General features: G+C 62.4%; 9 protein-coding genes. 6 read left to right on the plus strand and 3 right to left on the minus strand.

Translation table 11 applies throughout. The features are described from left to right. Window positions 1-187 precede the first annotated feature (187 nt). Both AC1RM7_RS20925 and AC1RM7_RS20930 read right to left on the minus strand, forming a co-directional pair. Window positions 188-1,621, minus strand: a complete 1,434-nt coding sequence (locus tag AC1RM7_RS20925) for a D-alanyl-D-alanine carboxypeptidase family protein (protein WP_244434429.1) — start codon at window positions 1,619-1,621, stop codon at window positions 188-190. 363 nt (window positions 1,622-1,984) lie between these two features. Further along, complete coding sequence (locus AC1RM7_RS20930; protein WP_024919569.1) at window positions 1,985-3,784, minus strand: glucan ABC transporter ATP-binding protein/ permease; 1,800 nt, start codon at window positions 3,782-3,784, stop codon at window positions 1,985-1,987. A gap of 310 nt (window positions 3,785-4,094) precedes the next feature. Here AC1RM7_RS20930 and AC1RM7_RS20935 point away from each other — a divergent pair, with 310 nt between their 5' ends. The 3 genes from AC1RM7_RS20935 to AC1RM7_RS20945 all read left to right on the plus strand — a co-directional run bounded on the left by AC1RM7_RS20935 (window position 4,095) and on the right by AC1RM7_RS20945 (window position 9,147). Then, complete coding sequence (locus tag AC1RM7_RS20935; RefSeq protein WP_024919568.1) at window positions 4,095-6,476, plus strand: spermidine synthase family protein; 2,382 nt, start codon at window positions 4,095-4,097, stop codon at window positions 6,474-6,476. A gap of 182 nt (window positions 6,477-6,658) precedes the next feature. Continuing rightward, window positions 6,659-8,647 (plus strand): hypothetical protein, encoded by a 1,989-nt coding sequence (locus AC1RM7_RS20940; protein ID WP_024919567.1) that lies wholly within the window; start codon window positions 6,659-6,661, stop codon window positions 8,645-8,647. A gap of 203 nt (window positions 8,648-8,850) precedes the next feature. Next, entirely contained in the window at window positions 8,851-9,147 is a 297-nt protein-coding gene (locus tag AC1RM7_RS20945) for a copper-binding protein (protein ID WP_024919566.1), read from the plus strand. Window positions 9,148-9,164: 17 nt separating this feature from the next. On the opposite strand, the gene AC1RM7_RS20950 is transcribed toward AC1RM7_RS20945, so the two are convergent. Then, window positions 9,165-9,647, minus strand: a complete 483-nt coding sequence (locus AC1RM7_RS20950; protein ID WP_006022675.1) for a winged helix-turn-helix transcriptional regulator — start codon at window positions 9,645-9,647, stop codon at window positions 9,165-9,167. 153 nt (window positions 9,648-9,800) lie between these two features. Between AC1RM7_RS20950 and AC1RM7_RS20955 the strand changes: the two genes are divergently transcribed. The 3 genes from AC1RM7_RS20955 to AC1RM7_RS20965 all read left to right on the plus strand — a co-directional run bounded on the left by AC1RM7_RS20955 (window position 9,801) and on the right by AC1RM7_RS20965 (window position 12,336). Next, entirely contained in the window at window positions 9,801-10,904 is a 1,104-nt protein-coding gene (locus AC1RM7_RS20955) for an alkene reductase (RefSeq protein ID WP_024919565.1), read from the plus strand. A gap of 181 nt (window positions 10,905-11,085) precedes the next feature. After that, a complete protein-coding gene (locus tag AC1RM7_RS20960) occupies window positions 11,086-12,042 on the plus strand; it encodes an NADP-dependent oxidoreductase (protein ID WP_275451132.1) in 957 nt (318 codons plus the stop codon). Between the two features lie 51 nt (window positions 12,043-12,093). Further along, window positions 12,094-12,336, plus strand: a complete 243-nt coding sequence (locus AC1RM7_RS20965) for a hypothetical protein (protein ID WP_024919563.1) — start codon at window positions 12,094-12,096, stop codon at window positions 12,334-12,336. Window positions 12,337-12,358: the final 22 nt, after the last annotated feature.

A 12,358-nucleotide genomic window follows, 5' to 3' on the forward strand; every position in this document is an offset into this window, starting at 1 on the left:
GATGGCCCCCGTCTTGTGGCGGGGTGCTCGGGCTGTGTTCTCAAGTATTGAAATAAGTATTGAGCGAAGCCGCAGGCCATAGCAAGCCTGTGCGTGGTAACGACGCACTTGAGAGGCTCTAAACGCGGGCGTCCGGCCGCTCACGCATGCGGATTTCGCAAAGCACAATCCTAGCCGGATGAGCGAGTTAGCCGCGAGGCGCGGTGTCGGGCTTCTGCTGGGCGGCAGGCTTGGCCGCCGGCTTGGCGGCGGCAGGTTTGGCTGCCGAGTTGGCGGCGGGCTTGGCAGTTGCAGGTTTGGCCGCAGCAGGTTTGGCGGCTGCATCGGGCTTCTTGTCAGCCTTCGGCGCGGCGGCGGGCTTGGCGGCAGGCGTCACTGCGGCAGCTTTCGGCTTTGGGGCCGCTGCCGCCGGTTTGGCGTCAGGCTTCGCGGCGGGTTTTGCGTCCTTCCTGGCGGCCTCGGCATCCGGTTTGGCGGCAAGCTTCGCCGCCTTGGCGCCCTTCTTCCGCTTCCCCACGGACGCTGCCTGGTTGGCGGCCTCGGCGGCATCGGCTTCCAGGATGGCCGCGCCGGTGCGGGCCGGGCCGGTATAGACGATGACCGGTGTTGCGGCGGCAGCAGGCATCGCCAGCATGTCCGACACCCTCATGGTCGGGGGCTGAAGCCCGGCCGTGAACATCGACACACCGGCTTCGTTATTGCTGCTGTTGTTGTCAGCCACGATGTCCGGATCGTCTTCTTCGTTCTCGGCGCCCGGCCGCTTGCGCTTCGGTCCGCACATCTCGTCGCGCAGGTTCGGCGGCGAGGCGTCGATCGGAGCCAGCGCATCGACGGTGCCGAGCGAGGGCTTCAGCCACGACAGCTTGTTGCCGCCGAAGCCGCGTTCGAGCAGTTGCGCTGCTTTCGCCGCACGCTGCGCGGATGACTGTGCGCCGAGCACGACGGCGATCAGCCGCCTGTTGTTGCGTGTCGCGGTGGCGACAAGGTTGAAGCCCGAGGCGCAGATGAAGCCGGTCTTCATGCCGTCGGCGCCGGGATAACGGCCGATCAGCTTGTTGAAATTCGCGGTCACGCGGCGGCCGAACTTGATGGCCGGAATGTGCATGAAATATTCGTACTCGGGCAGATCGCGGATGATCGCGCGCGCCAGAATGCCGAGGTCGCGAGCCGAAGTGATCTGTCCTTCCGCCGGCAGGCCGTTCGGATTGACGTAGCTTGTCTGCGTCATGCCGAGCCGCTGCGCGGTCTTGTTCATTTCGGCGGAGAAGCCGTCGATCGATCCGCCGACGCCTTCGGCGATGACAACGGCAATGTCGTTGGCCGACTTCACCATCATCATCTTGAGCGCGTTATCGAGCGTGACCTGCGTGCCGGGCCGGAAGCCCATTTTCGAGGGCGCTTGCGCAGCCGCCGTCGGTGACACGGTCAGCAGCGTGTCGAGCGTCATGCGGCCGTCCTTGACCGCCTTGAGCGCGACATAGGCCGTCATGATCTTGGTGACGGACGCGGGATACCACGGATAGGTCGCGTTCTCTGCCTGAAGCACCTTGCCGGTGTCGGCTTCGATGAGCAGCAGCGCTTCGGCCTGCGCGATGCGCGGCGCGATGACCACGATCAGCATCGCTGCAACGAGCGCAGACGCTCGCAGCGGGAGCAGCCGGAACAGGGCAGGGAGCAACGCCACTACCGGATTCCGATGTTCAAGAGCACGCCTGCGGCGAATGAAACCATGGTCTCCTCGGCGTGTTGCATGCGGGTTGAGAGCAATCGAAATCGCCAAATCAGATGCGCACAATACTTATACCGTAGCGCACCCGTCCGAACAGGGGCTTTGAGGCTCAATCAAGCATGAAATGGGCCAAAATTCGACAATGCCCACACGTTGTTCTGTCATGGCCGGACTTGTTCCGGCCGTCCCGGCGGACGGGGCACTGTGCTCAATTTATCGGGATCACCGGGACAAGACCGGTGATGCACCACAACTTTATGTCCGCGAAACTGCGGTCGGTCGCACCGCCGGTTCCGGGTGAGCACCTTCCTGAACCATGAACTGCGCCCTTGCGAGCCTGGCGAAATAACCGCCGCTGGCCACCAGTTCATCGAACGTTCCGCTTTCGATCACCCTGCCCTTGTCGAACACCAGAATTCGCGTCGCATTGCGGATGGTCGAGAGCCGGTGGGCGATCACGAATGTGGTGCGGCCTTTCATCACGGTATCGAGAGCAGCGTTGACCTTGGCTTCGGTGACCGCATCGAGGGCGCTGGTCGCCTCGTCCAGGATCAGGATTGGCGGATTTTTCAGCAGCGCGCGGGCGATCGAGAGGCGCTGACGTTCGCCGCCGGAGAGCATGCGGCCGCGCTCACCGGCATTGGTTTCGAATTTCAGGTCGCTGCGTTCGATGAAGTCGAGCGCCTGCGCGCCCTCGGCCGCAGCGCGCAGTTCCTCATCAGTCGCGTCGGGCTTGCCGACCCGCAGATTCTCGGCGATCGAGCGGTTGAACAGCAGCGCTTCCTGGAACACCACGCCGATATTCCGGCGCAGCGCCGCGAGCGTCATGCCGCGAATGTCCATCCCATCGACCTTGATGACGCCCGACTGCGGATCGAACGCGCGATGCAGGAGTGCAATCGCGGTGGATTTGCCGGCGCCGGTTTCGCCGACCAGCGCGAAGGTCTGTCCCGGCAGCGCGGTGAACGAGACGTCCTCGACGGCGGGACGCTTGCCGTCATAGGAGAACGAGACGTCGTTGAATTCCACGAGGCCGGTGAGGCGGCCGGGATCGATGGCGTCGGGCCGGTCGCGCACTGCCGGCACCGCGTCGAGCACGTCGAAGAATTCGCGTAAGCGAGGCGCTTCCATGAAGACATTGTTGATGAAGCTGACGACCTGTTCGAGCTTCTGGATCAGCATGGTGGCGAAACTCACGAACATCACGATTTCGCCGACGCTCGCCTGTCCCTGACTGTTCAGAATGATGCCGACCACGAAGATCGCCAGAATCGTGATCGTGGTGGATGCGCGGGTCATCACCGCCACCAGCGCCCACCATGACAACACGGGCAACTGTGCCGACAGCAGCTTGTCGGCGACGCCGCGCAGGCCCTGCACCTCGGCTTCGACACGCACGAAGCTCTGCACCAGCGCCACGTTGCCGAGGGCGTCCGAGGCACGAGCAGCGAGATCGCCGTAATGCTCCTCGACCTCCATCTGCAGGCCGTAAGTCTTGCGCACCACGAGCGTGGTCAGGATGGTGAAAACGACGCACAGGACGAACAGCAGGATCGCAAGCCGCCAGTTGATGTACAACGACAGCGGCAGCAGCACGACCAGCGAGACGATCGACGCGAAATGCTCGCGGAAGAAACTCAGCCACAGCCGCCACAACGCGTCGGTGCCCTGAAGCATCACCTTCATCAGACGGCCGGAATGCGTGCCGGTGTGGAAGGTGAGCGGCAGTTGCATGATGTGTTCGAAATATCCGGTGAGAACCGCCTGCCGCTGCCGGTGTGCGAGGCGATCCGCCTGCAAGGCGACGAACGCGCTGCAGACGATCGTAAACAGTCCGAATGCCACCCATGCGCCGAGCAGCGGCCATGGTGACGTGATCGCGCCGAACAGCGTGTCCGGACTCGGCTTGCCGGACAGCACATCGATGATGCGGCCGAACAGCACCGGTTCGGCGAACTGCGCCACAGCGAGTGCCAGGTTGGCAGCAGCGAGAAACCAGCCGAGCCGGGATTCCTTGCCGAGCAATTCAAGAACGCGAATGTAAAGACGGATCAAGGGACAGCCTTAAAGTCTGGCATCAACGAAAGGGCATCATTCTAGCTGGGGATTTGTGGTGAATATAGTGTGCATTTGACGTCCGCGGGAACATGTCAGCGAAAGCATCCGCGCACGCGGGTTCGCTCATCATCAAATGGATCGGATCGGTTACAAACGGAGAAGAAGATTTAGCGGGATGTTAGGGGGTTTCATTCAGCCTGATCGCGAGCGGGTTTGCCGTTCATATGGGTTGAAAACGTTATTGAGGGGCAGTGCCTTGCAAGCAATTTCCAGGATCCCGAGCCGTTATTATTTCGCAATTTTTGTATTGGCCTCTGCCACCCTGTCCTACCAGATCCTGATCACCCGCTTCTTCAGCGTCATGCTGTACTATCACTTCGCATTTGCTGCGATTTCATTAGCCATGTTTGGGCTGACGCGCGGCGCGATGGAGGTCTACGGCAAGCCGGAGCGCTATGCGCCCGAGCGGGTTGGCGTGGAATTCGCGCGCCACGCCTCGTGGTTCGCCATCACCGGCGTCGGCACCATGATCGTCTTCCTGTGCCTGCCGCTCGTCACGCCTGTGGACTATGTGCCGGTCGTTCTGGCCATTGCGACGCTGACGTTCGTTCTTCCGTTTACCGAAAGCGGCGTGTGCATCACGCTGTTGCTGACGCGTTTGCCCTATGGCGGTGGATGGCTTTATGCGGCCGACCTGTTGGGCGCGGCGCTGGGTTGCCTCGGGGTTATCTTCGTCCTGCTCGTTGTCGATCCTGTGAGCGCCACACTGTGGATCGGCGCTTTCGCAGCCGGCGCGGGCTGGATGGTGGTGCGGAACAGCGGTGACCTGCGCACCCTGCGCCTGAGCGGCGCTGTTGCGCTTGTGCTCGCGGTCGCAGCGACTGCGCACACCGGGTTTAGCGTTTCCGGCAAAGGTCATCTTGGCGTCGTCTGGGCCAAGGGGGTCGAGCAGATGGGCACGCTGTTTGAGCGCTGGAACACTTACTCGCGGGTGCGCGTCACTGAGCTTGGCGAATCGGCCCCGTTCGGCTGGGGTTTTGCGCATACGCAGACAACCAGGATTGAGCAGAAGCGTCTGGATATCGATGCCGACGCCGGCACGGTCATCACCCGGTTCGACGGCGATATCAGCAAGCTGTCCTACCTCAAGGACGACGTCATCAACGCCGCCTATCTGGTGCAGCCGCAGGCCAGCGTGGCTGTCGTTGGCGTCGGCGGCGGCCGTGATATCCTGTCCGGACTCTATTTCGGCGCAAAGCGCGTCTCCGGCATCGAGATCAATCCCGCGATATTTGAAGTCCTGACCGATAAATTCGCGGATTTCTCCGGCCATCTTGATCGCCAGCAAGGTGTGTCGCTGGTCAACGCCGAAGCCCGCAGCTACATCAACCATTCTTCCGATCGATACGACCTCGTCCAGATTTCGCTGATCGACACCTGGGCCGCGACGGCTGCCGGCGGCCTGACGCTCACGGAAAACCGCCTCTATACCGTTGAGGCATGGGATGATTTCTATCGGGCTTTGAATCCCGGCGGGATGTTGTCGGTGTCGCGATGGTACGATCCGAACACGCACCGCGCCGAGTTCTATCGCCTGCTGGCCATCGCATCGAGCGCGCTCCAGCGCAAAGGCGTGCCCGCAGCCGAGCTGTCGCGCCATGTGATCGCGCTGAATGTCGATAACATCGTCACTGTGATTACCCGGCCAGATGCGCTGACCGATGCGCAGTGGCAGGGCGCGCGCGAGAGGCTTGCCGCGCAGGGCTTCAAGATCCTGCTGGGTCCCGATGTCACGTTCGACGCCGTTGCGTCGAAGCTGATGTCCGGCACGGCCGACGCCGCTTACTTTGCGTCGCTGCCGGAAAACATCACGCCTTCGACGGACGATAATCCGTTCTTCTTCTTTACAGCCCGCTTCGGCGATTTTGCCGCCAAACCCGCGACGGCTATCGCGAACAACAATGCCGCGATCCGCACGACGCTGCTGCTGATCGTCCTGACGCTGTGCGCCTGCGCGTACTATGTCGTCGGTCCTCTCGTCCCTCTCGCGCGGAAGATGCCGTTTTCGGAACTGGCGCCGCCGGTGGTGTACTTCTGTGCGATCGGCATGGGTTTCATGCTGATCGAAATCTCCCAGATGCAGCGGCTGATGGTTTTCCTCGGACATCCTGTCTATGGACTGAGCGTCGTGCTCTTCACGATTCTTCTTTTCGGCGGGATCGGCAGCGCCACGGTCGGCGCGCAGGCTCCCCGGCCGGTGTCGGTTGCCGTGCGGATTGTTGCCCTGCTGACAACGCTCGTCGTCGCGGGGCTGTTGACCCCGTGGCTCACCACGTGGGCGCGATCCGAAGCAACCGAGACGCGCATTCTGCTGTCGGTGCTGCTGCTGGCGCCTCCGGCGTTCTGTATGGGAATGATGTTCCCGCTCGGACTCAGCATCTGGCGGCGTCACTCCGAGCTGCTTCCTTTCTTCTGGAGCGCCAACGGGATCACATCGATGTTCGCGTCGGTGCTGGGTATGGCCCTGTCGATCGAATTTGGCATCGCCAGGACATATGCCCTCGGCGCCTGCTTCTATGTTGTCTGCGCGCTCATGATCTTATGGAGCCGCAAGACGAACGACGTGCCTGCGGCAGCACCAATCAGTGAACCGGAACTGGTGCGCGGCAAAATGGAATCGGTCAGTTGACTGATGTGAGTGTCGGACCTGGCGTGCCCGACTGACGATGTTGCCCTCGCGATCAGTCGAGAACGCGGGGGAACCATCGCAAAATAGCCGACAAATCGGCTGACTCATGCCCCGCTTATTCGTATCCTCTCATTCGCCCTCGGGGGAATGCAGTACGGGGGCGTTCAGCGGGGTCAACTCCAATGCGTCTCGCATGTCGGTTTACTGTTGCCGCGACGGCATGGTTGCTGATCGCCGGTTTCTCCTTGCTCCTTTCAACAATGGAATCGCAGGCCCAGGCGCCAGCCGGCATCTGCAAGGACTCCGCCGATTTGACGGTTCTGCCTTCGCCGCTTGCGCCCTGGACGGGCGCACCGCTGCGGGTCATGGTCGTCACCGAGAAGCCGCTCAAGGGCGTGTTCTCGCTGACCGCGCCTGATGGACGCGTGGCGGCGAAGGCATCCGACCGGCACGGCGGCTCGCCATATTTCTGGCTCGCCGAGATTGCCGCACCGGCTGCGGGCACCTGGCACGCGACGCTGGCGCTGAACGATGGCCCGGCGGAATGCCGCACCATCACGCGCGACATCGCCGTGAGCGCAAAGAAACCTGCGCCTGTGCCGGTGACGGCGGCGAGCTTCTGGCAGGTGCGCGGCGGCTGGAACAGCACCACGGAAACACTGTTCGCTGCCTGGATCGAAAAACTGTTCGACGCACCGCCGGACCAGGATCTGTCCTGGAAGGTGTGGCATGAAGTGCTGCACGACCGGTCGCGCAACTTCCTGTTCAATCATCTCGGCCGCGGCGAGGACAATGCGCGCTCTGGCCTTCGCCCCGACTGCGCCGACTTCGTCTATTTCCTGCGCGCTTATTTCGCTTACAAGATGGGTCTGCCGTTCGGCTATTCGAACTGCTCGCGCGGCACCGGCGGCAAGCCGCCCAAGTGCTATCAGTGGTTCGACATCGAGCATCCCGAGGTGACGCGTCCGCCGCCGCCGCCCGAACCGGACAGCGCATCGGCTGCGCCAGCGACACCGGCCGCGCCGGCACCTCGGAGTTTGTTCGCCGGAGCACAGCCCGTCGAAATGCCGGTGCCACTGCCTGTCACGCCGCCGGCGCCGAAGCGCCCGGCGACGTTCGGCGAATATCTCAAGGATGTCGGCGACGTCGTTCACACCGGCGCGGTGCGTGTGGCAGGTGCCGACGACAATACCGACTTCTACACCGTGGCGCTGACGGAGCACGCGCTGCGGCCGGGTACGGTCTACGCCGACCCCTACGGGCATGTGCTGATGCTGGTGCATCGTGAGCCGGAGGTGGATGGCAAGCCCGGCGTCTTCCTCGCGGTCGACGCCGAGCCTGATGGATCGATCACCCGAAAGCGGTTCTGGCGCGGCAATTTTCTGTTCGTCCACGATCCTGCGCTCGGCAGTTCGGGCTTCAAACGCTTCCGGCCGATCGTGCGCGACAGGAACGGCCCGTTGCGGCGGCTGGCCAATGCCGAGATCGCCAAAAATCCGAACTACGGAGATTTCTCACTCGATCCGTCGCAGATGAAGGTCGAGGACTTTTACGATCGCATGGATGACGTGATGTCGCCCGATCCGCTCGATCCCGTGAAGGCGATGTCGGACGCCATCGCAAGCCTCCACGAGCAGGTGAAGACGCGCGTCACCTCGGTGGAAAACGGACGAAAGTATCAGGAGAAGAAACCCGGCGAGATCGCGATGCCGAACGGCCCCTCGATCTTCCAGACCACGGGAGCCTGGGAGGACTACTCCACGCCGGCGCGCGATTTCCGTCTGCTGATTGCGATCGATGTGGTGCGCGGATTTCCGGATCGCTTCGCGCGGCGGGCGGCGCGTTACGCGGTGCCGGCCGGCAAGAGCATCGAGTCCGTGAAAGGCGAGTTGCAGGGCGTGCTCGCCTCCGAACTCGCCTCGCGAAAAATCACCTATACCCGCAGCGACGGTTCGCCATGGACGCTGTCGTTGAAGGACGTCCTCGACCGGATGACGGATTTCGAGATGGCCTACAATCCGAACGACTGCGCCGAACTGCGGTGGGCGGCGCGGGACAACACCGATGAGGCTTCGACGTGCAAGCGGCATGCGCCGCAGGCGCAGCGCGCGAAGATGTCGTCGGACTATCGCGCCTGGTTCCGCGAGCGGCACTGGCCGACGCGGACGTAGGTCGGAAGCAGGGCGGATAGCGCCGCCGGACGGCAAGGCTATCCGGTGAGGCGCCCGCTCCTCAGCGGGCGCAGCTCTCAGCGATGAATGGCCGCGGAAACGCATCGCCGAAATCTCCACGTCGAGTGCAGGTGCATTGTCTTTCCGAGGAACCAATCGGGCTACCAGGGTTTGTCCGGCATACCCCAAAACCGGAGACCGCCATGAAACTCGCAAACATCGCTGTGGCTGGGACGGTTATCCTCGCCACGATCAGCGCGGCAGCTTGGGCCCAGCAAGGTCTCACCGGACTGGTGACGAAAATCGACCGGACCAAGGGCACGATCGCGATTCAACAGGAGCAAAGCGGGACCGTCGGAGCGAATACCGGCGGCGCCGCGGAAGAGTTCAAGGCGCAGGATCGCGCGTCGCTGGATGCCGTGCATGCAGGTGACAAGGTCACGTATTCAGTGACGGACACCGGTGGAATGAAGACGATCACAAAACTTCAGAAGCAGTAGATTGTCGCATCCGTCACTCAGCTTGATGAAGCCCTGCGCTGCTGCTTCGGAGCCGGGCGCGGCAAGGCCCGCATATCCGCCGGTCCGATCACGCGGCCATCCCGCGCCTTGAGTTCGAGCGGGAGAAACGGCTTCTGCGTATCCTTGTCGACCATGTCATGGGTGAGTTCGCCCGGCGCGAAGCAGAATTCCTCGCCCCATTGCCACAGCGCAATCAGGACGACGTAAAGCTTCTTTCCCTTCCGGGTGAGGACATATTCCTTGTAGGCGGTGCCGTCCGACGCCGGAGCGGTGGCAAGGATTCCGTGCTCGACAAGTTTTTGCAGCCGGGCAGACAGGATGTTTTTCGCCGTCCCGAGGCTTTTCTGAAACTCACCGAAGCGCCGCTTTCCAGCCAGCGCATCGCGGATGATCAGGAGCGACCACCAGTCGCCGATCACGCCGAGCGACCGCGCAATGGCGCAGGCTGTGCCGTCAAGGCTGGTGCGTTTGCCTTTCACTGCATTCCTTGTCTGCGGCCCGCCGGGCGGCCCAATCTAAATACCGGTTGCAAACTTAAACCATTTGCATCATGTTGTCATCCGGTTTCAAAATTAAACCAAAACGGCGGATGCCAGGCGGCTTCTACCCGTTCTCAACCCGAGGGATAATCCATGAGTTCCGCGCACCTGTTCGCCCCGCTCAAGCTTGGCCGCTACACACTCGCGCATCGCGTCGTGATGGCGCCGCTCACGCGCATGCGCTCCACCGGCAATACGCCGACAGATCTTGCCGTCGAGTACTATTCGCAGCGTGCATCGTCCGGCGGATTGATTATTGCGGAAGCCTCACAGGTCACGCCTTACGGGCAGGGCTATCCGGCAACGCCGGGTGTCCATTCCGCCGAACAGATCGCGGGATGGAAGAAGATCACCGACGCGGTTCACGCCAAGGGCGGCATCATCTTCCTGCAACTCTGGCACACCGGCCGCATTTCCCATCCAAGCTTCCAGCCCGGCGGCGTGCAGCCCGTCGCGCCATCGGCGATTGCGCCGGCAGGCAAGGCCTTCACGCCGTCATTCGAGATGGTGCCGTTCGAGACGCCGCGGGCGCTCGACACCGGAGAAATTCCGGCGATCATTGAGGCTTATCGTGAAGGCGCGCGCAACGCGCTGGCCGCCGGCTTCGACGGTGTCGAACTGCACGGCGCCAACGGTTATCTGATCGAGCAGTTTCTTCACAGCAAGACCAATCAGCGCACAGATGCGTACGGCGGTTCGGTCGAAAATCGTACCCGTCTGCTGATGGAAGTGATGACGGCGCTGGTCGAGATCTGGGGCGCAGATCGCGTCGGCGTCCGGTTGTCGCCTTTCGGCGTGGTCAACGATGCGGGCGAAGCGGACCCGATCGGACTCTACAGCCACGTCTTGGCCCGGCTTGCGACACTCAACATCGCATATGTGCATCTGATCGAATCCCGCAACACCGATGCCGGCGAAGTCGGCGCACCGCTTGCGATCAGTGATCTTCGTCCGTTCTGGCCGGGCACATTGATTCTCGCCGGCGGCTTCATCGGCCCGTCCGCCGATGCGGCGATCCGTGCCGGTCAGGGCGACGCCGTTGCCTTCGGGCGGCACTTCATCGCCAATCCGGATCTGCCGCACCGCCTGAAACTTGGCGCCGCGCTCAATCCGTACAATCGCGCGACGTTCTATGGCGGCAGCGCCGTGGGTTATGTCGATTATCCCGCGCTGGAAACGGCGCAAGCCGCGGAGTAAGCCGGAAGTCGGCGTGATCATAAATTCGCCGAGGCTGGAAGCAGCCTCGGCGAGGGCCTGTATCGGCCTTCTATGATGGAGCTTCGCTGTCCCACAGCGATATGGCACATTCCTTTCAGGATGGAGACACATGCGCGCATACGTTCTGAAAAAATACGGCGGTCCTGAAGGCTCGCTGTTGATGGATGTCCCGGCGCCCACGCCGGGGCCGCGCGATATTCTCATTGCGGTGCGCGTTGCGGGCCTGAATCCGGTGGATTTCAAGATCCGGCAAGGAATGCTGCGGGTCATCCTGCGCTCAAGGCTTCCGCTCGTGCTCGGCAACGAACTTGCGGGCGAAGTGATTGCCGTTGGCAGCCAGGTCACGCGGTTCCGCGTGGGCGATCGTGTGTTTGCCCGGGTTGCGAAGGACAGTGCCGGCGCATTTGCTGAGCAGGCTTGCGTCGATGAGGATCACGCTGCGCATATGCCCCGGAATTTGGATTTCACATCCGCCGCGGCTGTCCCCCTCGCGGGGCTGACCGCTCTGCAGGCGCTAAGGGACGAACTCCACGTCAAACCGGGACAGAAAGTGTTCATCTCGGGCGGGGCCGGAGGGGTCGGCACCTTTGCGATTCAGATCGCAAAATGGCTCGGTACGAATGTAACAACGACAGCATCGAAACGAGGTGAATCGCTCGTGCGCTCGCTCGGCTGTGACGAGGTCATCGACTATACGTCACAGGACATCTCCAGCGTCAAAGAAAGGTTTGATGCGGGGTTCGATCTGATCGGCGGCCAGACCCTGGACCAGATGTTCAAGGTCATGAAGCCGGGAACGACAATCGTTTCCGTCGCCGCTTTGCCCGAGCCGCAAACCGCGATCAGGGATCTTGGCGGGCGCCGGACTCTTGCCGCCATCTTCTGGCTGTTGAGCTACAGCATCCGGGCCCGGGCCCGGCGTGCGCGCGTCCACTATCGTTATCTGTTCATGCATCCAAGCGGCGCCGATCTTTCGCTGCTTTCCGGACTCATCGAACAGGGGAAGCTGAAGATCATCGTCGATAAAACGTATCCATTTGCGCAGATTGCCGACGCTCTCGGCTACGTCGAAAGCGGACGTGCCAAGGGGAAAGTGGTTGTCACCATCCCATCGTAGACGCGCGGGAACCACGTAAAGGACGGGGGTAAGCCGACCGGAGAAAATGCAATGCGCACCAGCCTGGCATTATGTCTCTTGATCGCTCTCTGTGTGGCCGGCACCGCTGCCGCAAAAACGCATCGCGCCAAATCGCGGCATGACATCGCGCGTTCCGGTCAGTCTGTTGCGCCCGCCTACGTCACTCCGCGTGGTGGACGGGTCTACCGCGACGACGCCGCTCCGGGTGGTTTTCGGAGGGACCACGACGAGCCGGTTTCCTACGACGATCCGTCCAAGTTTGGCGGCGTCTGATTTGCAATCTGGATTGCGGCTC

Source organism: Afipia sp. GW822-FHT03D08 (assembly GCF_058801645.1).

Excerpts from the sequence above, each read along its gene's own strand:
- AC1RM7_RS20965 (WP_024919563.1), top strand. The coding sequence starts at position 12,094 with ATGCGCACCAGCCTGGCATTATGTCTCTTGATCGCTCTCTGTGTGGCC.
- AC1RM7_RS20945 (WP_024919566.1), top strand. The coding sequence starts at position 8,851 with ATGAAACTCGCAAACATCGCTGTGGCTGGGACGGTTATCCTCGCCACG.
- AC1RM7_RS20960 (WP_275451132.1), top strand. The coding sequence starts at position 11,086 with ATGGATGTCCCGGCGCCCACGCCGGGGCCGCGCGATATTCTCATTGCG.
- AC1RM7_RS20955 (WP_024919565.1), top strand. The coding sequence starts at position 9,801 with ATGAGTTCCGCGCACCTGTTCGCCCCGCTCAAGCTTGGCCGCTACACA.
- AC1RM7_RS20925 (WP_244434429.1), bottom strand. The coding sequence starts at position 1,621 with ATGCTGATCGTGGTCATCGCGCCGCGCATCGCGCAGGCCGAAGCGCTG.
- AC1RM7_RS20940 (WP_024919567.1), top strand. The coding sequence starts at position 6,659 with ATGCGTCTCGCATGTCGGTTTACTGTTGCCGCGACGGCATGGTTGCTG.